This window comes from Enterobacter sp. TCD1-1 (genome assembly GCF_020567405.1).
Taxonomy (GTDB): Bacteria; Pseudomonadota; Gammaproteobacteria; order Enterobacterales; family Enterobacteriaceae; genus Enterobacter; species Enterobacter quasiroggenkampii.
In genome coordinates this window covers 79,750-104,945 of the sequence record NZ_JAJCXF010000007.1, presented here as the reverse complement: position 1 = coordinate 104,945, position 25,196 = coordinate 79,750, and the positions used below count along the sequence as shown (strand labels likewise).

At 57.5% G+C, this 25,196-nt stretch carries 20 protein-coding genes; 10 read left to right on the top strand and 10 right to left on the bottom strand.

The features are described 5' to 3' along the window. The first annotated feature begins 31 nt into the window (after positions 1–31). Positions 32–583, top strand: a complete 552-nt coding sequence (gene yjgA / locus LJA86_RS20215; RefSeq protein ID WP_008501414.1) for a ribosome biogenesis factor YjgA — start codon at positions 32–34, stop codon at positions 581–583. A gap of 77 nt (positions 584–660) precedes the next feature. On the opposite strand, the gene mpl is transcribed toward yjgA, so the two are convergent. Beyond that, positions 661–2,040 (bottom strand): UDP-N-acetylmuramate:L-alanyl-gamma-D-glutamyl-meso-diaminopimelate ligase, encoded by a 1,380-nt coding sequence (gene mpl, locus LJA86_RS20210; RefSeq protein WP_023345313.1) that lies wholly within the window; start codon positions 2,038–2,040, stop codon positions 661–663. A 197-nt stretch (positions 2,041–2,237) separates the two neighbouring features. Between mpl and fbp the strand changes: the two genes are divergently transcribed. Both fbp and LJA86_RS20200 read left to right on the top strand, forming a co-directional pair. Then, a complete protein-coding gene (gene fbp, locus LJA86_RS20205) occupies positions 2,238–3,236 on the top strand; it encodes a class 1 fructose-bisphosphatase (protein ID WP_008501416.1) in 999 nt (332 codons plus the stop codon). Positions 3,237–3,386: 150 nt separating this feature from the next. Beyond that, positions 3,387–3,743, top strand: a complete 357-nt coding sequence (locus LJA86_RS20200) for a helix-turn-helix domain-containing protein (protein ID WP_024907284.1) — start codon at positions 3,387–3,389, stop codon at positions 3,741–3,743. Here the strand turns inward: LJA86_RS20200 and LJA86_RS20195 are convergent. From LJA86_RS20195 to ytfQ, 5 genes are all read right to left on the bottom strand, one after another. Then, positions 3,715–5,286, bottom strand: coding sequence for a methyl-accepting chemotaxis protein (locus LJA86_RS20195; RefSeq protein WP_229226637.1), 1,572 nt, complete (start codon positions 5,284–5,286; stop codon positions 3,715–3,717). The genes LJA86_RS20200 and LJA86_RS20195 overlap by 29 nt on opposite strands. A gap of 93 nt (positions 5,287–5,379) precedes the next feature. Beyond that, positions 5,380–6,381, bottom strand: coding sequence for a galactofuranose ABC transporter, permease protein YjfF (yjfF, locus tag LJA86_RS20190; protein ID WP_229226636.1), 1,002 nt, complete (start codon positions 6,379–6,381; stop codon positions 5,380–5,382). Then, on the bottom strand, positions 6,368–7,393 hold the full coding sequence (ytfT, locus tag LJA86_RS20185) for a galactofuranose ABC transporter, ATP-binding protein YtfT (protein ID WP_181575560.1): 1,026 nt from the start codon (positions 7,391–7,393) through the stop codon (positions 6,368–6,370). The genes yjfF and ytfT overlap by 14 nt, the downstream gene beginning before the upstream one ends. A gap of 10 nt (positions 7,394–7,403) precedes the next feature. Beyond that, entirely contained in the window at positions 7,404–8,906 is a 1,503-nt protein-coding gene (ytfR, locus tag LJA86_RS20180; protein ID WP_229226635.1) for a galactofuranose ABC transporter, ATP-binding protein YtfR, read from the bottom strand. A 132-nt stretch (positions 8,907–9,038) separates the two neighbouring features. Beyond that, positions 9,039–9,995 (bottom strand): galactofuranose ABC transporter substrate-binding protein YtfQ, encoded by a 957-nt coding sequence (ytfQ, locus tag LJA86_RS20175; protein ID WP_014882271.1) that lies wholly within the window; start codon positions 9,993–9,995, stop codon positions 9,039–9,041. 309 nt (positions 9,996–10,304) lie between these two features. Here ytfQ and ppa point away from each other — a divergent pair, with 309 nt between their 5' ends. Beyond that, positions 10,305–10,835 carry an inorganic diphosphatase gene (gene ppa / locus LJA86_RS20170; protein ID WP_008501423.1) on the top strand — a complete coding sequence of 177 codons (531 nt, stop codon included), beginning with the start codon at positions 10,305–10,307 and terminating at the stop codon, positions 10,833–10,835. Positions 10,836–10,969: 134 nt separating this feature from the next. On the opposite strand, the gene LJA86_RS20165 is transcribed toward ppa, so the two are convergent. From LJA86_RS20165 to tamA, 3 genes are read right to left on the bottom strand one after another with little or no spacing between them, the layout of a single operon-like run. Continuing rightward, a complete protein-coding gene (locus LJA86_RS20165; protein ID WP_014830431.1) occupies positions 10,970–11,314 on the bottom strand; it encodes a gamma-glutamylcyclotransferase family protein in 345 nt (114 codons plus the stop codon). 2 nt (positions 11,315–11,316) lie between these two features. Continuing rightward, positions 11,317–15,093: an autotransporter assembly complex protein TamB gene (gene tamB / locus LJA86_RS20160; RefSeq protein ID WP_229226634.1), complete on the bottom strand. Its 3,777-nt coding sequence runs from the start codon at positions 15,091–15,093 to the stop codon at positions 11,317–11,319. Then, the gene (tamA, locus tag LJA86_RS20155; protein WP_045908043.1) at positions 15,090–16,823 is read right to left on the bottom strand and encodes an autotransporter assembly complex protein TamA; all 1,734 of its coding nucleotides are present in this window, start codon (positions 16,821–16,823) and stop codon (positions 15,090–15,092) included. The genes tamB and tamA overlap by 4 nt, the downstream gene beginning before the upstream one ends. A 224-nt stretch (positions 16,824–17,047) precedes the next feature. Here tamA and msrA point away from each other — a divergent pair, with 224 nt between their 5' ends. Beyond that, entirely contained in the window at positions 17,048–17,689 is a 642-nt protein-coding gene (msrA, locus tag LJA86_RS20150; RefSeq protein WP_048027915.1) for a peptide-methionine (S)-S-oxide reductase MsrA, read from the top strand. On the opposite strand, the gene LJA86_RS20145 is transcribed toward msrA, so the two are convergent. Next, complete coding sequence (locus tag LJA86_RS20145) at positions 17,690–18,748, bottom strand: LacI family DNA-binding transcriptional regulator (protein ID WP_048027913.1); 1,059 nt, start codon at positions 18,746–18,748, stop codon at positions 17,690–17,692. 192 nt (positions 18,749–18,940) lie between these two features. Between LJA86_RS20145 and LJA86_RS20140 the strand changes: the two genes are divergently transcribed. The 5 genes from LJA86_RS20140 (at position 18,941) to LJA86_RS20120 (ending at position 25,019) form a co-directional block, all read left to right on the top strand. Next, positions 18,941–20,092, top strand: coding sequence for a Gfo/Idh/MocA family protein (locus tag LJA86_RS20140; RefSeq protein WP_048225344.1), 1,152 nt, complete (start codon positions 18,941–18,943; stop codon positions 20,090–20,092). 16 nt (positions 20,093–20,108) lie between these two features. Beyond that, positions 20,109–21,278, top strand: coding sequence for a Gfo/Idh/MocA family protein (locus LJA86_RS20135; protein WP_048225340.1), 1,170 nt, complete (start codon positions 20,109–20,111; stop codon positions 21,276–21,278). Between the two features lie 11 nt (positions 21,279–21,289). After that, positions 21,290–22,357 carry a Gfo/Idh/MocA family protein gene (locus LJA86_RS20130; protein ID WP_048027907.1) on the top strand — a complete coding sequence of 356 codons (1,068 nt, stop codon included), beginning with the start codon at positions 21,290–21,292 and terminating at the stop codon, positions 22,355–22,357. A gap of 12 nt (positions 22,358–22,369) precedes the next feature. Then, complete coding sequence (locus LJA86_RS20125; protein WP_229226633.1) at positions 22,370–23,392, top strand: Gfo/Idh/MocA family protein; 1,023 nt, start codon at positions 22,370–22,372, stop codon at positions 23,390–23,392. A 79-nt stretch (positions 23,393–23,471) separates the two neighbouring features. Then, positions 23,472–25,019, top strand: coding sequence for an MFS transporter (locus tag LJA86_RS20120; protein WP_045908036.1), 1,548 nt, complete (start codon positions 23,472–23,474; stop codon positions 25,017–25,019). Positions 25,020–25,196: the final 177 nt, after the last annotated feature.

The window sequence follows — 25,196 nt, the reverse complement described above, 5'->3', positions numbered from 1 at the left end:
ACATTAGCCTCTTTTTTTTAAGGAGCCTGACATGACTAAGCAGCCCGAAGACTGGCTCGACGACGTTCCCGGTGATGACATCGAAGACGAAGATGATGAGATCATCTGGGTCAGTAAAAGTGAAATTAAACGTGACGCCGAAGAGTTAAAACAGCTTGGCGCGGAAATGGTAGAACTGGGTAAAAACGCGCTGGATAAGATCCCGCTCGACCAGGATCTGCGCGATGCCATTGAACTGGCACAGAAAATCAAAAAAGAAGGCCGTCGTCGCCAGCTTCAGCTTATCGGGAAAATGCTGCGTCAGCGCGATGTTGATCCGATCCGCCAGGCGCTGGACAAGCTGAAAAACCGCCACAACCAGCAGGTTGCGCTGTTCCACAAGCTGGAGCAGATCCGCGATCGTCTGATTGAACAGGGTGATGACGCCGTACCAGAAGTGCTGAACCTGTGGCCGGATGCCGACCGCCAGCAGCTGCGTTCCTTGATCCGAAACGCGAAGAAAGAGAAAGAAGGGAATAAGCCGCCGAAGTCTGCGCGCCTGATTTTCCAGTATCTGCGCGAGCTGTCTGAGAACGAAGAGTAATCCGTTCCCCTCACCCCGGAGGGGCGAGGGGGAAAAGAACGTAGGCCCGGTAAGCGCAAGCGCCACCGGGCTTTTTTTTACGCCTCGGCGGCCGCTTCCGCTTTCTTCGCCAGCCCGTCCAGCAGCTTCTGATGGATCCCACCAAAACCGCCGTTGCTCATCACCAGAATATGGTCGCCAGGCTGAGCGGCTTTCACCACCATATCCGCGAGCGCATCCACATCTGCACTCCAGTGTGCCGGCTGAATGCAGGCATCGGCCACTTCCGCGACCTGCCACGGAATATGCTGCGGCTGCAGCAGGAAGACTTCATCGGCACGTCCTAACGACGGCGCGAGATCGTCTTTGCAGATGCCCATCTTCATGGTGTTCGAGCGTGGTTCCAGCACCGCCAGAATGCGCGCGGTACCGCCAACTTTGCCACGCAGGGCGGCAAGCGTGGCCAGAATGGCCGTTGGGTGGTGCGCGAAATCGTCATACACGGTGACGCCGTGGGCTTCACCGCGCAGTTCCAGACGGCGGCGGGCATTGATAAACGAGCCCAGCGCATTCGCCGCATCCGCAGGCTGAACGCCCACGTGACGCGCTGCGGCAATCGCCATCAGGCCGTTGTGCATATTGTGTTCGCCCACCAGGCCCCACTTCACCTCACCCACTTTTTCACCGTCGAGCAGCACTTCCCACTCGGAGGCATCGGCATTGAGTTTCTTCGCCTGCCAGTGGCCCTGCTCGCCCACCAGCTCCTGCTCGCTCCAGCAGCCCATTGCCAGGGTCTGCTTCAGGTTAATGTCGTTTTCCGGCAGGATGATGCGGCCCTGGCCTGGAACAATGCGCACCAGGTGATGGAACTGTTTCTGAATGGCCTTCAGGTCGTCAAAAATATCCGCGTGGTCAAACTCAAGGTTATTGAGGATCAGCGTGCGCGGGCAGTAATGCACGAACTTAGAGCGCTTGTCGAAGAACGCGCAGTCATACTCGTCGGCTTCGATCACAAAGAACGGGCTGTCCCCCAGGCGCGCAGAAACGTCAAAGTTGCCCGGTACGCCGCCGATGACGAAGCCCGGCTTATAGCCGCAGGCTTCGAGGATCCAGGTCGCCATGCCCGCGGTGGTCGTTTTGCCGTGGGTACCGGCAACGGCAACCACCCAGCGGTCACGCAGGACGAAGTCATGCAGCCACTGCGGGCCGGACATGAACGGAATATTGCGTTCCAGTACCGCCTCAACGCACGGGTTGCCGCGGGTCATGGCGTTGCCAATGATCACCAGATCCGGCTCAGGATCCAGCTGGCTGGCATCGTAGCCCTGAATTAAAGCGATGCCCTGTTTCTCCAGAAGTGTGCTCATTGGCGGATACACATTGGCGTCCGAACCTGTCACCTCATGGCCCAGCGAGCGCGCCAGCATTGCCAGTCCGCCCATGAAAGTGCCACAAATCCCCAATATATGAATGCGCATACGTCACTATCCTTCTTCAATGTGGCGCACATTTTACTCACATGTCAGCGGGTGTGAAACGCATTTCAGGAAAATCCGTATCCTGCTGGCGCGATTCACCTCTGCGCTACTATTTGAATATTTGTTAAGATTGTTGGGCTTTAGTCGTTTTAGTGAACATACAATCGCTCTACTCACAAAGATGCAGGGAAAGTGTTATGAAAACGTTAGGTGAATTTATTGTCGAAAAGCAGCACGAGTTCTCTCATGCTACCGGTGAACTCACTGCTTTGCTGTCGGCAATAAAGCTGGGCGCTAAGATCATCCACCGTGATATCAACAAGGCCGGTCTGGTCGATATCCTGGGTGCCAGCGGTGCCGAGAACGTTCAGGGCGAGGTTCAGCAGAAACTCGATCTGTTCGCAAATGAAAAACTGAAAGCTGCACTGCGCGCGCGCGACATCGTTGCGGGTATCGCCTCCGAAGAAGAAGATGAAATTGTTGTTTTCGAAGGGTGTGAACACGCGAAATACGTTGTTCTGATGGATCCGCTCGACGGCTCCTCCAACATCGACGTTAACGTTTCTGTCGGTACCATTTTCTCCATCTACCGCCGCGTCACGCCTGTTGGCACGCCGGTGACCGAAGAAGATTTCCTGCAGCCGGGCATTAATCAGGTTGCTGCCGGTTACGTGGTTTATGGCTCCTCCACCATGCTGGTGTACACCACCGGGTGCGGAGTGCACGCCTTTACGTACGATCCATCACTGGGCGTTTTCTGTCTGAGCCAGGAACGCATGCGCTTCCCGGAGAAGGGCAACACCTACTCCATCAACGAAGGCAACTACATCCGCTTCCCGAACGGTGTGAAGAAGTACATCAAATTCTGCCAGGAAGAAGATAAAGCGACGCAGCGCCCTTACACGTCCCGCTATATTGGCTCCCTGGTCGCGGATTTCCACCGTAACCTGCTGAAAGGCGGCATCTACCTCTACCCAAGTACCGCCAGCCACCCGGACGGGAAACTGCGTCTGCTGTACGAATGCAACCCGATGGCGTTCCTGGCCGAACAGGCGGGCGGCAAGGCGAGCGACGGTAAAGAGCGTATTCTGGAGATCGTGCCGGAAAGCCTTCACCAGCGCCGTTCATTCTTCGTCGGCAACAACCACATGGTTGAAGATGTCGAACGTTTCATCCGTGAGTACCCGGACGCATAATCCCTCTCTTCAGGGGAGCCGATCCGGCTCCCCTGGTCATTTATATATTTTACCGTATAAGTGTTTATAAAAAACATGCTTTAATCTTCGCCACTGCTCCTGCATTATTTCCATAACAGTTTGACAGATATTTCGTGGAGCAGAATCGCAATGAAAAATTATTCCCGTGCTAACACCGGTATTGATTTAAATCTTATCCCTGTATTTATTGAAATCGTCCGTTGCGGCAGCATGGCAAAGGCCTCTTTGCGTCTGGAGATGTCCCGTCCTGCGGTGAGTCTGGCATTAAAGCGTTTTAATCAACTCTTTGATGAGCCGTTATTTTTCCGTAAAGGTTTATATCTTGAACCGACTGAAAAAGCGTTAGCCTTAACCAGCTCGCTGGAAATATTAATGGGTGAAATTCACGATAATATCGGGGCGCTTAATTCCGGAAGGAATAAAACCCCGGCACAGAACGTACCGGGGCTGGGTAATATTATGCCGCGTTCTGAGTCGTCACTTTGAATGATGACATGGCTTCCATCAGCTGACGCGACTGCTCCTCAAGGGAGCGGGTCGCGGCGGATGATTGCTGCACCAGCGCCGCATTCTGCTGCGCGGTTTCGTCCATCTGGTTCACCGCAATATTTACCTGCTCAATGCCGCGGCTCTGCTCATGAGACGCGGTCGCAATCTCACGCATCAGTTTGGTCATACGCAGCACTTCGGTTGCAATCTCGTCCATCGTTTCGCCAGCCTGCTGGGCCAGCTCGCTGCCCTCGTTAACGTGGGTCTGCGAGTCGCCGATAAGCGTTCGAATCTCTTTCGCCGCGTCAGCGCTGCGGCTGGCCAGGTTGCGCACCTCGCCCGCGACGACGGCAAAACCGCGCCCCTGCTCGCCCGCACGCGCCGCTTCCACGGAGGCGTTAAGCGCCAGAATATTGGTCTGGAAGGCAATGCCGTCGATGACGCTCAGGATGTCAGCGATACGCGCCGAACTGCCGGAGATATCGCGCATTTTTTCAATCACGTAGCAGACCATTTCACTGCCGTGATCGGCCGTGTCGGACACCGATTTCGCCAGCTGGTGCGCCTGCTCGGCGTTATCGGCGTTGAGCTTCACCGTCGCGGTGATCTGTTCCATGCTGGCCGCGGTCTGCTCCAGCGACGTGGCGGTGGATTCCGTACGCTCGGCAAGATCGCGGTTTCCCAGCGTCAGCTCGCGGCTGCCGGTGTCAATCTGCGCGCTGGCATCGCGTACCCGCAGAACCGAGTTCATCAGCGACTGACGCATCTCCTCTATCACCGCGTTAAGGCGGTTAAACTCCTGGCTCGCGGGTGCAGCCAGCGTATGGGTTAAATCGCCCGCTGCTACATTCTCCAGTTGAGCAATCGACGCCGAGAGCGGCTTGAGCAGCATATGGCGCAGCGCCAGCCAGGCCAGCACAATAATGCCCGCCGTCAGCAGCGCCGCCACGATAATCAGGATCAGGACGCGGGTTTTGCTCGCCTGCACGGCACTCACTTCCGCCAGACCTCGCGCTTCGCTCCATTTCTGAAACGCCTGCATGTCATTATCGAACGTTGACGCCAGCGGGATCAGCGTCTTCTCCAGCAGATCGTAATACCCGTCCGCGCTCTGGTCATTGAGGGTTTTCAGCATCGGGTTGATCCCCTGCTGGATATACGTCCCCAGACTGGCCGCCACCTTATTGAGCAGCTGTTGCCCCTGCTCGTCAGCCACGCCGCCGTCGATCACGCCCTTCAGCGTTTTCTGGGCCAGGGCGACTTCCTGGTTGATGTTTTTTACCGCGTTGGCCGCATCATCCAGCATGCCGATTTCCATCATGCGGACGGCCTGCCCCGCTTCATTGCGCGCGCGCAGGATCAGCGTATAGCCTGAATTAAGCTGCACCATCTGCTCACCCTGAAGGTGATTAATACGCTGCAGCGAAGAAGAACTCTGTGTGAGGGCATAAATGCCAATGCCGCTGACAATCAGCAGCAGAAGGGTCATAACGGCCAGTAAAGAGAGCAAGCCGGTACGAATCGATAGCGTTTTCAGCATGATATTATTTCCGGTAGCGAGATATTTCTGGGCATAAAAAAAGAGTATCGGCCGCTACCGGAAAATGTTTAGACTTTAAGCAAATTCAGGGTGTTATCGCTCTGTTACTGATGTGTTTACACGGGTAACAGGCGAGCTTTGACGGTTCTCCCAGAGCACCGTCAGACCGCGCTGTAGGGCAATAAAAATAAACAGCAGAATGCCGATGGCGATCTTCGTCCACCACGAGCTGAGCGTGCCGTCAAAGTTGATATAGGTCTGGATCAGCCCCTGAATCGCCACGCCGAACAGCGTCCCCAGCACCGTCCCCACGCCGCCGCTGAGCAGCGTGCCGCCGATGACCACAGAAGCAATCGCATCCAGCTCAACGCCCACGCCTGCGAGGGCATAGCCCGCCTGGGTGTATACCGAGAAGACGATACCCGCCAGCGTCGCCAGGCCGGTCGAGAGCATATAGATGCGGATGGTGGTGCTGCGGGTCGAGATCCCCATCAGGTTGGCCGACGTGGCGTTGCCGCCAATGGCGTAAACCTGATTACCAAACCGGGTACGGTGAGCAAGGAAGATGCCAATGACGACCACGCCCAGCATCAGCAGCCCCATCGCGCTCAGGCGGCCGCCGCCGGGGATCTTCCACGCCAGGCTGGAGAGCGTGTCATACACCGGATGGTTAATTGGAATCGACTCTTCCGACACCAGGTAGCTCACCCCACGGAGGAAGAACATTCCCGCGAGGGTAATAATAAACGCCGGAATCTTTAACGCGTCGATCAGCAGCCCCATAAAGGCGCCAAACGCGCAGCCCATCACCAGCACCAGCGGAAACGCCACCAGCGGTGAGATGCTCCAGAAGCCGATCGCCTTTGCGAGGAACACGCCCGTAAACGCGATCACCGAGCCGACGGAGAGGTCGATCCCGCCGGAGAGGATCACAAAGGTCATGCCGACGGCGATGATGCCTAAAAAGGCGTTATCGGTCAGGATATTGCAGATCACGCGCGTCGAGGCAAAGCCGGGGAACTGCGTCAGACAGTAGAGGTAGCCCAGCACAAACACGCCCAGCGTGATCATTAGCGGTAAATTACGTTTTATCATGGCCACGAATCCCCTTAATGATGCTGACAAAGCGCGGCGACTGGACGATCAGCACGCAGAGCACGACCACCGCTTTCACCACCTGGTTGAGTTCCGGCTGGAAACCGGAGAGCAGGATCCCGGTATTCATGCCCTGAATAATCAGCGCGCCGATCACCGAGAGCAGCAGGTTAAAGCGTCCGCCCATCAGCGACCCGCCGCCGATGACCACCGCCAGGATCGCATCCAGCTCCAGCCAGAGCCCGGCGTTGTTGGCATCGGCTCCGCGGATATCCGCCGCGACGATCACCCCGGCGATGGCGGCGCAGATACCGCTCAACACGTAGGTCAGCATCACCATCAGCCGCGTGTTGACCCCGGCGTTGCGCGCGGCGCGGATGTTGATCCCGACGGCCTCAATGAACATGCCCAGTGCCGTTTTGCGGGTGAAAAGCCAGAACACCACTAGCGTCACCAGGGCAATAATCACAGGCGTCGGGAAGAACAGAAGGTTGCCGCTGCCGAGCCACGCCAGGCTCGGTGAGTTGAAAGTAACAATCTGGCCGGAGGTAATCAGCTGCGCGACGCCGCGCCCGGCCACCATTAAAATCAGCGTGGCGACAAAGGGCTGGATTTTCAGGACCGCCACCAGAATGCCGTTCCATAACCCGGCCAGCACGCCGGTACCTAAGGCTGCCAACAGGACCACCGGCAGGCTGTGCCCGGCCACGGTCATGGAGGCGGCCGTGGCCCCGGCGATAGCCATCACCGCGCCGACGGAGAGGTCAATCCCGCCGGTGGCAATCACCAGCGTCATCCCGATGGCCAGCAGCGCCACGGGCGCGGCACGGTTTAAAATGTCTATCGGGCTGCCAAACAGGCGGCCATCCTGCACGATGATCTGGAAGAAATGCGGGGCAACCAGGCTATCAACCAGCAGCACCACCAGCAGCGCCGCGATTTGCGGCGTGCCGGTCGGCCAGCTGAAGCGGCGCTTTGACTCACCGGTTTGCGAAAGCGAACGGGACATCACGATTCACTCCTTATGCCGCGATGGCATTCATGATCGCCGGAACGGACAGCTTATCCAGCGGGATCTCTGCCACCTGTTTACGATCGCGCATAATGATGACGCGATCGGCATAACCCACCAGCTCTTCCAGCTCGGACGAAATGACCAGCAGCGCCAGACCGTCAGCGCACAGGGTCTCGATAAGCCGGATAATTTCGGCGTGCGCCCCCACGTCAATGCCGCGGGTCGGTTCGTCGAGGATCAGGAACTGGGGTTTGGTCAGCAGCCAGCGCGACAGCAGCACTTTCTGCTGGTTACCGCCGGAGAGAAATTCAATGGGCTGTTCCGCGCTCGGGGTGCGGATGCCGAGCTGGCGGATAAACCGCTCGGCAATGGCGTTCTGCTCTTTGCGAGGGATCGGCCGCAGCCAGCCGCGCTGGGCCTGTAGCGCCAGAATGATATTTTCCCGCACCGAGGCCGCGGCAATAATGCCGTCCGTTTTCCGATCCTCCGGGCAGAAGCCGACGCCGAGACAGGAGGCCTGATGCGGCGATCGCAGGGTTTGCGGTTTGCCCTTGATCAGCGCGCTGCCGCTGTCGGCGGGCTTGATCCCGAAGATCACCTCGGCGGTCTCGGTTCGACCCGAGCCTAACAGGCCCGCCAGCCCGACAATTTCGCCTGGCCGCACCTCAAGGTTAAACGGCGAGATGACCCCTTTTTTACCGTAATCGCTGAACGCGGCGACCGGCTTCTCGCTCAGCAGCGTGCGGCCCGCGCGCTGAAGGGCGTTGGTCTCCAGCTCGCGGCCCAGCATCATTTTGACCAGCTCGATCTGCGGCAGCTCACGGGTTTCACGGCAGCCGACAAAGCTGCCGTTGCGCAGCACCGTAATGCGATCGCTTACCTCATACACCTGATCGAGGAAGTGGGTAACGAAGATCAGGCTGACGCCCTGATCGCGCAGCTGGCGCATCAGGGTAAAGAGCATCTCCACCTCCTGGGTATCGAGGCTGGCGGTGGGTTCGTCGAGGATCAGCACCTTTGCGGAGAGATCGATCGCGCGACAAATGGCGACGATCTGCTGCATCGCCACGGAAAAGCGGTTCAGCGGCTCGCGGACGTCGAGGGAGAAGCCGTAGGATTCCATCAGCGTTGTCGCCCGCGCCTCCATCTCTTTACGGCGCAGCAGGCCAAAGTGTCGTGGCTCACGGCCAATAAACAAGTTATCCGCCACCGACATATTCGGCAGCAGGTTCACTTCCTGATAGACCGTCCCGATCCCCAGCTGCTGGGCATGGGCGGTGTTTTTGGGCGAAATGGCGTTACCTTCCAGCCAGATGGTGCCGCGGTCAGCGTGATAAACACCGGTCAGGGATTTAATCAGCGTCGATTTTCCCGCGCCGTTTTCGCCCAGCAGCGCCATGATCTCCCCGCGCCGCAGGCTGAAATCAACGTTATCCAGCGCCTTTACGCCGGGAAAGAATTTACTCAAGCCCTCTGTGCGGAGGATTTCCTGGTGTTGTTCAGTGGTCATGGTTTCCCCCTCACCCTGACCCTCTCCCCTGAGGGGAGAGGGGATTGATCGTGCCAATTGTTAATATCCAGCTCCGCCCTGCCTTTCTCCCTCTCCCCTCCGGGGAGAGGGCTGGGGTGAGGGGCGCGGGTCTTAGTAGCCCATATTTTTCTTCTTCTCTAACTCTTCTTTCGCCGTGTCAGGCAGGTAGAGGGTGGACTTGGTGACCGTCACTTTCTCAGGCATCGTGCCGTCTTTCTTGAATTTCTCCAGCGCGTCGAATGCCGGGCCCGCCATGTTTGGCGTCAGCTCCACGCTGGCGTTGGCTTCGCCGTCGATCATCGCTTTGTAGATGTCCGGCACGCCGTCGATAGAGCCGGTGAGGATATCTTTGCCCGGCTTCAGACCCGCTTCTTTAATGGCCTGAATCGCACCGATCACCATGTCATCGTTGTGGGCGTAAACCATGCAGATGTTCTTGCCGTTGTTTTCAGCCTTAATGAAGCTCTCCATGACCTCTTTACCTTTGCTACGGGTAAAGTCGCCGGACTGAGAGCGGATAATCTTGATGTTTGGCGCTTTCGCGATGGCTTCAGCAAAGCCTTTTTTACGGTCGATAGCCACGCTCGCCCCGACGGTACCCTGCAGCTCAACGACGTTACACGGCTTGCCGTCGACCTGTTTTACCAGCCAGTCACCAATTAACTGCCCTTCCAGCACGTTGTTGGCCGTCACGGTGGTCATATAGAGAGATTTGTCTTTGACGTCGATGGAACGATCGAGCAGGAAGACCGGGATCTCAGCGTCTTTCGCTTCCTTCAGGACGGGTTCCCAGCCGGTCGCCACGACGGGGGCAATAAAGATGGCATCCACGCCCTGGGCGATAAAGGAGCGCACGGCTTTGATCTGATTCTCTTGTTTTTGCTGACCATCGGCGATTTTCAGGGTAATGCCGCGTTTCTGAGCTTCGCTTTTCGCCACGTTGGTTTCTGCCGCTCGCCAGCCAGATTCAGAGCCGACTTGCGAAAAACCTACGGTTAAGGGAGCGGCCATCGCCATAGACGACATGGCTGCCGAAACGGCTGTGACCAGGAGTAAGCGCTTCCACATATGAACGTCCTCGTAGGGTGAGTTATTGTTGGTTAAAAGATGTTCTGCGGAATGACTATAGCCCATGAAATATGTAACGAATTGCGTTACATCACACTTCAGAAAAGTGAATAAAAGGTTAATCACAAGTTTGTAATCGCTTTCATTTCTCCATGAAAAATGCGGCTGAGTTTATGGATTTTTCTGTCATGGAATCGGTCTGAAAAGTGGGAATAACGTGGAGAGAAGGCGAAAACAGGCGGAGACATTCAGCGCGAGTTGGCTATAATACCTGCCACTTGTTTACCATCCATTTTAAAGGACACCGACATGAGCTTACTCAACGTCCCAGCGGGTAAAGAACTGCCAGAAGACATCTACGTAGTTATCGAAATCCCGGCTAACGCAGATCCGATCAAATACGAAGTGGACAAAGAGAGCGGCGCCCTGTTCGTAGACCGTTTCATGTCTACCGCGATGTTCTATCCGTGCAACTACGGTTACATCAACCACACCCTGTCTCTGGACGGTGACCCGGTTGACGTGCTGGTCCCAACGCCATACCCACTGCAGCCAGGTGCAGTGATTCGCTGCCGTCCCGTTGGCGTGCTGAAAATGACCGACGAATCCGGTGAAGATGCGAAGCTGGTTGCGGTACCGCACACCAAGCTGAGCAAAGAATACGATCACATCAAAGATGTGAACGACCTGCCAGAACTGCTGAAAGCGCAGATCACTCACTTCTTCGAGCACTACAAAGATCTCGAAAAAGGCAAGTGGGTTAAAGTTGACGGCTGGGACAACGCAGAAGCAGCGAAAGCGGAAATCATCGCCTCTTTCGAACGCGCTGCTAAGAAGTAATTCTTACTGTCGATTAAAAAAAGCCCCGCATGCCGGGGCTTTTTTGTGGCTGGAACATGCAGGCCGGGTAAGCGCAGCGCCACCCGGCAAGAGGCGTAAAAAAACAACGCCACCTCACGGTGGCGTTGTTTTTTTCAGTACTGGTCTCTGTCTAACCAGTTACCGCTTACAATCCGCGTTAACCCTTCGACCGGACGCTGGTAGACATACATCCACGCACTTCCGTACGGCGTCTGGATCAACTGGCGCGCGTATTCACCGCCCCTGGTGCGCAAGGCATCAAGTTCGGCAAGTGTCGCGTTATCAATACGATAAACTTCACCCTGTACTGTTCCTTCGCCGGGAACCGCGCCTGGATAGTGGCCCAGGCTGTACAACTGGTAGTTCTCGATATTGTAATTCCCCAGCAGCAGGGCATTGGTCATCCAGTGACTGTTGCCTTGCTTGGTTCGTAAACTGCCGTAGACAAATATTCGCATTGCTAAAACTCAAACTGATAGAGCAGATCAAGTGCCTGGTCTACGCCGGACACTGCTTCCAGATATAGCTTAGGCATCAGGCGATAGCGTAACGTGAGTGTTGCCAGTGAGTCAAAGATCCCCACACCATATTTTACCTGCAGACCCGGCAGTACATAGCCGCTGACCACCACCTGCGAGGAGTCGCCCACGCCCTGGGTGTCCAGCGCCAGATTGCTTACGCCGAACGTCTCGCCGATTTTACCCACAACCTGCCCACTTTGTGCAACCCCCAGCCCCACTAACATCGAGGTCATCGCCGCACTGTCGCTCTGACCGCTGTCGAGACCTTGTCCACGCAGCAGGTAAGAGAGGGCTTCCTGCTGGGACATCGCCGGGTCAGAGAAGATCTCCGCCTTCGGTTCGTCAGCAGAACCGGTGACGCGTACCCCAGCAATGACGTCGTTTTCCGTCGCTTCCGGGTTACGAATCGCTTCGATGTTCAGCAGAGGCTGATCCGGTGGACCGGAGAACAGCAGCTCGCCTTTACGGACAATCAGATCCTGACCATAAGCGTGGAAACGCCCTTCAGGAATATTGATTTGCCCGTTCAGGCCTAGCCCTTGTTTATCCTGCGCCACCTTCAGGTCGCCCGTAAGCCTCGCCTTCAGCCCAAACGCATCCAACCGCACGTTATTCCCCACGTGCACGATAAGGTTACTATTAATCGGTATGCCAGCGCTCTTCTGTTCGACAGGTTTCAGATTTTCATTGAGCATAACTTCATCACTTGAGACGCCGACCGCACTTTCCGGCACATCGTGAACCACGATGCGCGCCCACGGCACGTCGACGCGACCGTCAAGCGTGAAGAGGCTTGGCGTGGCTTCAAAGACCACATCAGGCGAGACGTCCAGACGCACCATCGGCGGTACGGTGATGCGCACCTTACTGCCTTTCGCGGCAATACGGGCGCGCCAGTTATCGAGCTGGCTCCAGTCCGCGTCGCCGCTCAGGTTGATTTGCCCTTGCTGCGTCAGTACCGAGCCGCTTAGCGTCGAGCTCATGCCGTTGAAGTTCATGGCGATCTGGCTGGGCTGCATGTCAAACGGCATAAAGTTGCCGTCAATATCCACGCCGCTGAGGCGCAGCTGGCCGAACAGCTGAGGGCTTTGTGCATTGCCCGCCAGGCGCAGGTTGGCATTCACCATGCCCTCGGCTTTTTCCCCGCGTGCGAAAATCGGGTTCACCATCGCCAGGTTGAAGTTGCGGATAGTGACGTTGCCACCCAGATTTCGCCGTCCCTGTGGGTCGGTAATTTGAACCTTTCCGTCAAACTGACCGTTATTGGTGAGGCGAATCAGCCACCCCAGCTCCGCACGGTTGTTATGCAGGTCAGCGCTCAGGTTCAGGGTGTCGAAGGCCACCGGCAGCGGCGCGTCATTCACCTCCTGCGTCACCTTCACGTTACGCCCGGACAGCGTGACGCTACCCTGCGGCAGCCCCTCTTTGGTGGTGTCCCAGGCGACATCGGCTTTCCCGCTGAAGACGCCGCTCGCCTGCGTGGTATCCGGCATAAACGGTTTTAGCATCGCCAGATCGAAGCGGTTGAGGTTGATCTGCGCGCGCCCTTCCGCGCCCGCATCGATGGTTTGCGGCACGCACAGTTCCGCATTCGGGTTGGTCCAGCAGTGCGGCCCAATGCTGATCTTCTGCTCGGCGTTGCGGTAGTCCAGAGCGATGGCGCGCGACAGCGCCAGCGGCCCGACCGGCGTATTGAAACGGGTATTATCCAGCGTCCCTTTCCAGCGCGCCTGTTTGCGGTCGAAGCTGCCGGTCAGGTGAAGCTGGCCGGAGACCGGCTCGCCCTGCACCCGTAGCTGCAGGTCGTGCTGCTTCTCGTTCCCTTTCGCGTCCAGGGTGACCAGGCTGATGTTCACGTCCGGCTGAGAAATGCGCTCCACGCGCAGGTTCAGGTTACCGCCGATCTGGTCGGTGGATTTCACATCCCCTTCCACGCGGACGCGGGCAACGCTCAGCTCTTGCCAGCGCAGGTTATTGGCGGTGATATCCGCCAGCAGCTGCGGCGCGTCTACCGTGCCGCGCACCTTCACGAGTCCTTTCGCCGTACCGCCAAGCCCCGGCAGGGCGTTATCCAGATTCGGCGCGTCGATGGTGGCATCCAGATTAAGATCTTTCACCCCCAGCTCGCCTTTGATATCCGCCGTGTTGCGCCCCAGGGCCACGTGCAGGCCCGGGATAACCCACTGCAGATAGCTGTTGCCTTTCACCGAGCCTTCAACGTTTACCTTGTTCTGCTTCACGTTCCCGGTGAGCTTGATCTCCGGCACGTCCATCTGCCACGTGCCGCCGTACAGGCTGCCGCGGGTTTTGATCAGACCATCGAGCTTCGACGGCCAGTCCGGCACCTCTTTGGCGGTGTTAATGCCCGTCAGCTTCAGCTCGCCGCGCCAGCTGATCGCCTGCTGCCAGTCGAGCAGCGCGGTCAGCTCGGTTTTACCTTCCAGCGCCGCGACGGTCAGCTTGTCGAGGTTGACCTGCTGTTCGTTGCCCTTCGCATCCAGGGTGATGTTCGCGGGCGGCACGCCCTGCCCCTTCACCGCGGTGCGGAACGAGAGCGTGTAGTCGGTCATCTTGCCGCTCAGCTTCAGCTTCAAGTCATCGGCCTGGAACTGCTTTTCGCCGGTGAACGGCCAGGAAAGCTGCTTGCTGACAACCTCAAGATTGAGCGGCAGCCCGGCTTCCGCCAGCTGGGTTTGTGCACGCAGGGCCATATCCACCGGGCCGGAGAGATTAACGCCAACATCAAGCTTTTCGCGCAGCGCCCCGCCCACCTTGACCTTCACTTTCTCGCCTTTCAGCGGGTCGATGTTCAGGGTGCTATTCAGCGTGATATCCACCGGCCAGCTGTCGCGCAGCAGGGCATTACCTGACGCATTCACCGAGCCCTGGTTGGTGTCGATATCCAGCGCGTCGAGCTTCATGTTGCCGTCAATGCTGCTGACCTTCAGCAGCATGTTATAGACCGTCAGGTCGGTATCGCCCGTCAGACGCAGCTGTTCGCCTTTGAATTCCTCAATGTTAAGGTTCAGCGGCAGATGAACGTCGGTCATTTCCGGCAGCACTGGCTTCGAGAAGAGGTCTTTCAGCGTTTCGCCCAGCGGCTTCTCTTCCGGCTGCGGGTTCTGGATCTTCGGCTCGACGATCTCTTCCTGCGCCACGTCGGCCACTTTCGGCAGCGCGATCAATAAGCCCTGCAGGGACGTTGGCGTCAGGGTGAGGTTTTTCTCCTGCCAGCGCAGGCCGGAGGTGAAATCCATCACGGACACGGTGGTGTCGTCGATTTTGATATTGATGTTATCGAGCGCGACCCGATAAAGCGCGATCGGGTACGGCGTGGAGAGATTCAGCGGGCCGCTGTCCTCTTCTTCAACCGGCGCAGACTTCGGCATTTTCTTCGAGTCTATCGCCACGTTGACATCTTTTAGCAACAGATCGTTGACGCAGAGCTTGCTGTCCCGCAAACAGCCCAGCTTCACCGCCAGGTGAAACTCCCCGGCGTTAACCGCCACGCCCGGCTGCTCATAGCGGATGTTCTTCAGGCGCAGGTCACGCCAGCCGCCCGTCACCTGGCCAATTTCCAGCCCCGGCACCCAGCGGTTCGCGGCGTTAAACAGCAGATGCAGCCCGGTCGTCGTTCCTACCAGAAACGCCACCGTACCGAGCAGCAGCACGATAAAGATCAGCACTCCGAGGCTTATTTTCTTCCATAAACTCATAATTCAGGCCCCAGACCGATGTAAAACTGTAATCCGTGTTCATCTTTGTCGCCCACCGGCACGGCGAAATCGAGCTTGATGGGGCCGACGGGTGACTGCCAGCGCACGCCGACGCCCGCGCCGGTTTTAAAGTCGCTGCGGCGGATATCGTTCACCGCTTCACCGCCGTCAACAAACATGGCGCCCCACCACTTTCCGCTGACGTTGTACTGGTACTCCAGCGAGCCCGTCGCCAGTTTTGACGCACCGGTCAGCTGGCCCTTTTCGTTCTCAGGTGAGATCGATTTGTACTTATACCCGCGAATGCTGCGGTCGCCCCCGGCGAAGAAGCGCAGATCCGGCGGAACGCGCTCGAAATCGCCCGTTTCAATCCAGCCGAGATTGCCACGCATCACAAAGCGATGTTTATCGTACAGCGTGCGGATCCAGACGTTTTGCGCCTGAAAGACGGAGAAGTCCACGTCGGAGCCCCAGGCGGTGTTGGAATAATCGATGGAGTAGCGCTGTGAGTCGCCCCAGGTCGGCATCAGGCCCCCGCGCGAGCGGGTGCGGCTGATCATCACCCCCGGATAAAGCAGCATAGTGGTGTTGGTGACGTTAGCCTGGGTAAAGTGATCGAGGCTCCAGCGCAGGTTAATGGCGCGCTGCCAGCCGCTGGAGAGATCCCAGAAGCGGGAGACCGCAAGCGTTGTCGAGTCCTGCTCGGTGTCGTTCAAATCGGTGCGCTTAAAACCACCCTGCAGAAGGTAGTACTGCTCCAGCGGATTTTTCAGCAGCGGCATTTTGTAGCTGAAATCCAGCTGCTGCTCGGGCGCAGAGAGGCTCAGGCTGGTGGTCAGGCTGTGGCCGTACGAGTTCACCCACGGTTTTTTCCACGAGGTTTTCACCCGTGGCCCCACGTCCGTCGAGTAGCCCACACCGGTCTCAATGGTGTTCTCGGTGCGCGGCGAAACAACGCCATGCAGCGGCAACACCTTGGTTTTGCGAGACTTATCAAATTCCGGTGCGACAACCACGGAGTTAAACCAGCCGGTAGCGGAGAGGCGTCGGTTCAGCTCTCCGAGGTCGCTCGACTGGTAGTAGTCCCCTTTTTTGAAGGGCACGAGGTTTTGCAGGTACTCTTCACGAATTTGCGAACCTTCGAACGTCACGTCGCCAAAGCGGTAACGCTCTCCGCTGTCGTAATCGATATCCCAGAAGGCCTGACGTCGCGCCAGCGCAATGCCCAGCTGGCTTTTGTTGAACTGGCTGTCAAAGTAGCCCTTACGCAGGGAAACGCTGGTCAGCTCTTTTTTGAAATGGTCGTAGTCGCCGTGATTAAGCACAGTACCGATTTTCGGCCGCGTGCTGAGCAGGTCCAGGTAATCCCGGTCGGTACGCGCCCCGCCGCGCAGGATGACGTTCGTGCCGCCAATCAACACCGGCTCGCCCGGCGAAACGCGGGCAATAAGCACCTGGCGCCCCTTCTTTGGAGGCGGACGGAGGTCAAAATCAATGGTGGGTTCGTAATAACCCAGCGCTTTCAGCCCCTCGCGGATCGCATCATCGACGCGCGCGCGAAAACGCCGGTCCGGCGTCACCTCATCACTCTGGATGGTCGATAACTGCGCACGTACGTTTTTTTGTAGCGCCCCGGATAACCCCTCAACCTGCAAACGGACATTCGCCGCGCTGGCAATCCCGCTTGTCAGCAACACACTGACTAAACATAACTGGCGGATTTTTGTCACGTTTTCTCCTGAATATCCCTGTTTCCACCCTGGAAGCAAATGAAGTGCCGCTCCGCGGCAAAATACGGCCTGTTGGCCAAAAACCCGAATCGCGGGTTGAAAATGGGTGTAACACCCAAATATTTCTTATGATTAAATCTAGTCTCATTCAGCGCATTTATTGTGTTCAATTAAACGCTTCGTGACAACCTTAACTGAAACATCGCACCCCGGGAGGCCCCATCGTGAGTTTATTCGACAAAAAGCATCTGGTTTCACAAGCAGATGCATTACCGGGACGCAACACCCCTATGCCTGTAGCGACCTTACACGCCGTCAATGGCCATTCTATGACCAACGTGCCGGATGGCATGGAAATCGCCCTGTTCGCCATGGGCTGCTTCTGGGGCGTTGAGCGCCTCTTCTGGCAGCTGCCCGGCGTTTACAGCACGGCAGCCGGCTACACGGGCGGTTACACGCCGAATCCAACCTACCGCGAAGTCTGCTCCGGCGAAACCGGCCATGCGGAAGCGGTGCGCGTGGTCTATGACCCTGCGGTAATCAGCTACGAACAGCTCCTGCAGGTCTTCTGGGAGAATCACGACCCGGCGCAGGGCATGCGTCAGGGTAACGACCACGGCACGCAGTACCGTTCGGCTATCTATCCGCTCACCCCTGAGCAGGATGCCGCCGCGCGCGCCAGCCTGGAGCGTTTCCAGCAGGCCATGCGTGAAGCGGGCGATACGCGCGAGGTGACCACGGAAATCGCGACGGCGAAACCGTTCTACTACGCCGAGGACGATCACCAGCAGTATCTGCATAAAAACCCGTACGGCTACTGCGGCATTGGGGGCATCGGCGTTTGCCTGCCGCCACAGCTGGCCTGATCACTGATCCAGCGCCACGCGAGCCGCGTGGCGCGTGGCATTGCTGACCGAGCCGTAATCCATCACTTTGCCCTGCAACAGCAGGTTAAAGACCGGTGCCTGCGGTCGGTTGAGCCGCGTTTGCAGCAGATGGACGGCCTCAATACCCAGCTCGCGGCAGGGCACCGTCACGCCCGTGACCGGTTTTTCCAGACGGTGCGCTAAATTCCATGCAAAATCGGTCGTGATGAGCGAAATGTCTTCCGGAATCCGCAGCCCGTGTCGCGTCAACGCCCTTACCACCCCTTCCGTCATGCTGGTACTGTTCGGGAAAATCACCTCCGGCCACTGCGAGCGGTCATGATTCACTAACCACGCATCCAGCGCCTGCTCGGCCTCTTCTGCGGTAAACCACTCCGTCACGAGCAAATCGCGCTGGGGATCGAAGGCGACATGAAAATGACGGTACGCCTCTTTGATGCCGTCCAGACGCGCGTACAGCGTATCCCGCCGCAGGCAGGTGAGCGTGAGCACGCGGCGATGCCCCTGCTCGAAAAGGTACTGCATGGTGGTGAAGCCGATCGCCCGGTGATCGGGTGACACGGAATCCAGTACCCGATCCCGGTCAACGGAATTAATTAACACGCAGGGCTTATTCAGGGTGCTTGCCAGTTTAAATATGGTGGAATCATCAGTGCCAATAATAATTATCGCGTTAATATTCTTATGGCTGGCCTTTTCCATAAAGACTTTCACATCGGCGTGCTGCTCTTCTAAACCACAGCACGTGACCCACACATTATGCCGCGCGCAGGCTTCAGCAATTCCTTTCGTCACTTCCAGATAAAAAATATCCCCGCGTCCCTGAAAGGTTCTTTCCGGTGCAAAAACAGCGATACCGTTAATGAGCAGTCTTCCGCTCGCCATAGACTCCAGCACACCGAGCTCCCGCGCGGTGCGAACGATCGCCTCCCTGGCTTTATCGCTGGTGTAAGACTTGCCGCTTAATACCCGCGAAACCGTGCTGACGGAATAGCCCGTCAGAGCCGCAATTTCCTCCATTTTTAACTTGCCCGGCATAGTGTGACCTCGCTCTCATTCAGTTTTTGCAAATATTTGCAGAAACAGTCCTTTGATTTTAAAACCAAATTTCAAAACGCCTGGAGATTACTTAATCACCTTGCGAGTATTCTCACAAAAACACATTGTCGCTACCGCTCCCCTTTCCTATTTTCCGGTCATCACTCATTTCAACTGAAATTAAGGTGTGACATGGAGAAGGTACGTTTTGGCATTATTGGAATAGGTAATATCGGTACGGTCCACGCGCGTTATTTACTGGCGGGTACGGTCAGCGACGCCTGCCTTGCCGCAGTTTGTGATAATGCGCCGGAAAAGCATCCGGCCATTCGCCAGCTGGTCGGCACCCTCCCCGTGTTCAGCGACGCGCAGGAGATGCTCCAGAGCGGGCTTATCGACGCGGTGATTGTCGCTACGCCCCACTACGAGCATCCGCGCCTGTCGATGCTGGCGATGCGCAACGGCATCCACACCCTGTGTGAAAAACCGGCGGGCGTGTATACCGCCCAGGTACAGGAGATGAACGCCTGCGCCCAGGCGTGCGATGTGGTGTTCGGCATCATGTACAACCAGCGCCCGAACCCGCTCTACCAGAAGGTGAAAGATCTGATCGACAGCGGCGAGCTGGGTGAGATCCGCCGCTCCAACTGGATCATCACCAACTGGTATCGCTCGCAGAGCTATTACAACTCCGGCGGCTGGCGCGCCACCTGGAAAGGAGAAGGCGGCGGCGTGCTGCTCAACCAGGACCCGCACCAGCTCGATCTCTGGCAGTGGCTGGTCGGTATGCCGGTCCGTCTGCGCGCATTCTGCCAGTTCGGCAAGCATCGCGATATCGAAGTGGAAGACGACGTCACCGCCTATGCCGAATATGCCAACGGCGCGACGGGCGTGTTCATCACCACCGTGGCGGAAACGCCGGGAACCAACCGGCTGGAAATCGTCGGCGATCGCGGCAAGGTGGTCGTCGAAGAGGGCAAGCTGCGCTACTGGCGGCTGCGGGAATCTGAAACCGCCTTCAACGCCCGCTGGCAGAACGGTTTTGGTGAGCCTGAATGCTGGGAGGTCACGCTTCCCGTGGCCCCGGAATGCAGCGAACACCACGTCATTACCGCCAACTTCTGTGCCGCCATCCTGCGCGGCGAGCCGCTCATTGCGCCGGGTCTGGAAGGGATCCACGGGTTGACGCTCTCCAACGCCATGCACCTTTCCACCTGGACGGACGACTGGGTCGAGTTCCCGCTCAACGAAAAACAGTATCTGCGCCTGCTTCAACAACGCATCAGCACCTCAGTGGCTAAAGAGACAGCCAGCGTCACGCTGGACGCCTCAGGCACCTGGTAACTCCGGAGAAGAATCAATGTTAAATGTCGCTATTGTGGGAACAGGGAATATCTCCCACAACCATATTCAGGGCTATTTGCAGTTTGGCCAACGCTGCCGGATCGTCGCGCTGGTTGATATTTATCCGGAAAAAGCCCACGAGAAAAAAGCGCGCTACGGCCTGACGGACGCCCGCGTGTATGACAGCCACCAGCAGATGCTGGCGTCCGAACCGGATATCGACATCGTCGACGTCTGCACGCCACCCTACGTCCACGCAGAGATCAGCATTGATGCCCTGAACGCGGGCTGCCACGTGCTGTGCGAAAAACCGATGGCCGCCTCGCTGGAAGAGTGCGACGCGATGATCGCGGCACAAAAGGCCAGCGGAAAAATGCTCTCCATCATTGCCCAAAACCGCTTTACCGATGCCTTCTGGCGCTTAAAAGCAGCGCTGGATTCGGAGCTTGCGGGCAAGGTTTGCCACGCGCAGGTGGACTCCTTCTGGTGGCGCGGACACTGCTATTACGACCTTTGGTGGCGCGGCACCTGGGAAAAAGAGGGCGGCGGCTGCACCCTTAACCACGCGGTTCACCACATCGACGCCATTCAGTGGATGCTGGGCTTTCCGTCCGAGGTGGTGGCGATGATGACCAACGTGGCGCACGACAACGCTGAAGTCGAAGACCTTAGCGCCGCGATCTTCAAATACCCCAGCGGTGCGCTCACCCAGCTTACCGCCTCGGTCGTGCACCACGGGGAAGATCAGAAAATCATTATTCAGGGTGAGAAGGCGCGCATCTCCGCGCCGTGGCAGGCCTTTGCCAGCGTCAGCGCCGATAACGGCTTCCCGCAGGAAACCCACGACCAGCAGCGCGAAGCGCAACTCGACGCGGTGTTTAAGCAGACGCCGAAGCTCGAGTGGACGCTGCACGCCGGGCAGATTAATGACCTGCTTTCTGCCATCGAGCACGGCACGGCACCGTTAGTGGATGGGTTACAGGGCAAACGCTCGCTGGAGCTGATCGCCGCGATCTATAAATCCGCCATTACCCGCACCGTGGTCTCGCTGCCGATTCAGCGCGACGACCCGTTTTACCGTACCGGTGGGACGAGCGCCCTTGCTCCCCGTTTTTATGAAAAATCCGCAAGCGTCGCCAACTTCAGCGAAGTAGGTGCGATTCCCCTTGGCAAAGACCTGGATTAAGGAGTGACACCATGAACAAAAATGACGGAATGAACTACGCGCCGGTGGGTAAACCTCAGCCGGTTGTCCGCGAGGGGGAGTTTGTTTTTGCCGCTGCCGCGCTCGACCACGGCCATATCTACGGCATGAGTAACGGCCTGATTGAAGCCGGGGCCACGCTGAAGTGGGTATACGACCCCGATCCGGCAAAAGTGGATAAATTTATCCAGCAATACCCGCAGGTAAACGTGGCGGAGTCGCTGGAGGTGATACTCAACGACGACGAAGTGCGTCTGGTGGCCGGCGCGGCCATCCCGTCTGAGCGCTGCGCGCTGGGGCTGAAAGCGATGGCGGCCGGCAAGGACTACTTCACGGATAAAGCCCCGCTCACCACTCTTGAACAGCTGGCGGATGCCAAAGCGATGGTTGAGAAAACCGGCCGGAAATACGCCGTGTACTACAGCGAACGTCTCCACGTGGAGAGCGCGGTGTTTGCCGGACAGCTGGTGCAGCAGGGGGCCATTGGCCGCGTCGTCCAAACCCTGGGGACAGGCCCGCACCGGGAAGGGACCGGCCGCCCGGACTGGTTCTACGATCGTCGCTACTTCGGCGGCATTCTGTGCGACATCGGCAGCCACCAGATTGAGCAATTTCTGTTTTACACGGGCAACCGTAACGCCACCGTGGTCGCCAGTCAGGCACGCAATTTCAACCATCCGCAGCATCCGGCATTCGAAGATTTCGGTGACGCAACAATCAGGGGCGAAAACGGCGCCAGCGGTTATTTCCGCTGCGACTGGTTCACCCCCGACGGACTCTCAACCTGGGGCGATGGACGTCTGACGCTGCTCGGCACCGACGGGTATATCGAGATCCGCAAATATGTCGATCTCACCCGCGGCGAGCAGGACGTGGTTTATCTCGTCAATAAAGAGGGGGAATTCCGCTATCCGGTCGCCGGACAGGTCGGGTTCCCGTTCTTTGGCGAACTGATCCTCGACTGTCTGCATCGTACCGAAAACGCCATGACGCAGGCGCACGCCTTCAAAGCGGCCGAGCTCTGCGTGAAGGCCCAGATGCTGGCCAACGCGACGGAATAACGGGAGGCGACAATGACGATCCTGAACACGGCGGTTATCGGTGCCGGAGCGATCCACGGCTGCCATGTGAATGCGTTGCGCCTGCTCCCCAACGTCGCGCTACGCGCGCTGGTCGACATCGACAGCGTCAAAGGGCTGGAGCTGGCAATGCGCTATCAGTGCCGCTTCTATCAGGATTACCGGGAAATGCTGCTGGATGATGCCATCGACGTGGTCCACATCTGCACGCCGCATTTCGAGCATAAAAGCATGATCCTGGCGGCGCTCGCCGCCGGGAAACATGTTTTCTGCGAAAAACCGGTGGGCATGAACAGCAGCGAACTCGTGGATATCACCCGCGCCGCCGAACAGGCGTCGGGTCTGCTCGGCGTGTGCTACCAGAATCGCCTCAACCCCACCAGCCTGCGCATTCGCCAGATGCTGGAGGAGGGCGAGCTGGGGAAAATGCTCAGCATTAAGGCCGTGCTGACGTGGTCACGCTCGGGCGCGTACTACACCGAAAGCCCGTGGCGCGGGCGGCTGGCAACGGAAGGTGGCAGCCTGCTGATCAACCAGGCCATTCATACCCTCGACCTGATGCAGTGGTTTGCCGGTGGCGTAACGCGCGTGAAAGGCGTGGTGGACAGCGGCGAGCTGGCGGACGTGACCGAAGGGGAAGACAGCGCAATGGCCACGCTGCACTTTGCCAACGGCGCGCGCGGCCTGTTTTACGCCAGCAACTGCAATACCACCGATTCCCCGCTTCTGATGGAGATCCACTGCGAAAAGGGCTCGCTGCTGCTGCATAACAACGTGCTCTGGTGCATCACCCGCGGCGAGCGCCTCAGGCTGGCCAGCGATGACTCTCCCGACGGCTCGGTCAAAAGCTACTGGGGGCTGGGGCACGAGCAGGCGATCCGCCGGTTTTATCACGCCATCACCCACCCGGGGCACACGGATTACACCACCATCCGTGAAGCCGGACATTCACTCACGCTTGTGGAGGCTATTTACCGCTCATCTCAATTAAGACAATGGATAGATATCAATAACTAGAACGTAATTTGTATTCCAGCACTCAATAAAAAAACGACCCGAAAAACGGGTTAATCATTACCCTACACTGGATATTATTATGGTCAAACCAACTGAACGTAGAGTGGGTTATGGCGTAGCGCTCGGCTACGGCGTAACCGATCTTTTTGGCGGAGGCGCTTTCGCCATTATCGGCACCTGGCTGTTATTTTTTTACACCACCTATTGCGGACTCTCGGTCATTGAAGCGGGATCGATATTCGCCATTGCCCGCGTGATTGATGCGCTATTAAGCCCGATAATGGGTTATATCACCGATAACTTCGGGGATACCTGGCTCGGGCGTAAATTTGGCCGTCGCCGCTTCTTTTTATTACTCAGTTCACCGCTCATGTTTTTATATGCCCTGCTGTGGCTGACGGACATGGGTTACTGGTACTACCTGGGCACCTACCTCTCTATTGAGCTGCTGTCGGCGATGGTGCTGGTCCCCTGGGAGACCCTGGCGGCTGAAATGACGAACCGGTATGAAGAGCGTAGCCGCCTGTCCGGCGTGCGGATGATCTGCTCCCAGCTGGGCGGTTTTCTTGCGGTATCCGTTCCCGGGGTGATTATGCAGTTCACGGGGAAAGATAATCCGTTTACCTATACCCTCACCGGGCTGATATTTTCCTGCGTGTTCTGCCTTGCGGTATTTATTACCTGGTACACCACCTGGGAAGCGAAGGATGTGCAACAGGAATCCAGTTTTAAAGTGGATAACCAGCGCAGCGGCGGGCTACTGAATCACCTGAAATATCTGGTGCTGGATCTCTTTTCCTCCTTCCGTATCCGCGCGTTCCGCCTGCATATTATTATTTATATCTTTTCGTTCACGGCGATGGACGTGTTCGGTTCGGTGTTTACCTATTATGTCGTGTACTGTCTAAGCCAGGATGCGGCTGCGGTATCAGGCTGGCTGAGCATTGCGGCCTTCGCCTCGGTCCCCGGCACCTATGGGTTTATGCTGTTGCTGAACCGGCTGAACGTCACGCCGTCTGCCGCCCTGCGGCTCTCCTACGGCTGTATCTTCCTGGTGCTGGCCTTCCTGTTTACGGTCTACCTCACCAAAACGCAGGTACCGACGCTGCTGTTCTCCGCGGTCTTTATTCTGCTCGGTGCCGCCCGCTCTGGCCTCTACTATATTCCGTGGAATATCTACAGCTTCATTCCGGATATTGACGAGATGGTGACCCAGCAGCGCCGCGAAGGGATTTTTGCCGGGGTGATGGTCCTGACCCGCAAGAGCACCGTGGCGATTGCCATCATGATTATTGGCCTGGTGCTGCAGGAATCCGGCTTTGTGAAGGGCAGCGGCGCACAGCCTGAAAGCGCGCTGGGGGCGATTATCGGCCTGATGATCTTCGCAACGGCAGCTCTGCTGGCGGTAAGCTTCTTCACCACCTACAGGTTCAAGCTGACACGTGAGACGCACAAGCTGCTCCTCAAGGAGATTGCGCGCCGTAAGCTGGGTGGCGATTACCGCGACTGCGATGCCAGCACCCGCGTGGTGATCAAACAACTCACGGGCTATGAATACGATCAGGTATGGGGAGGCGATGCCACCCGTCGGGCGGTGGGCGATGTCCGCCTGTCAACCGTGAAATAATGCGATGTACCGGACAGCGCCCGCTGTCCGGTCTGTTTTATGCCAAAAATGTGACCTCTGGCAGATTTACATCTCTTTACGCTATACTACCCGCTGAAATAATCGGCTCAACGCTACGAGCTGGTGTTCAATGTGTTTCCACACAAATGGTATCAACTTCCCTTCCGAGGATCTGGC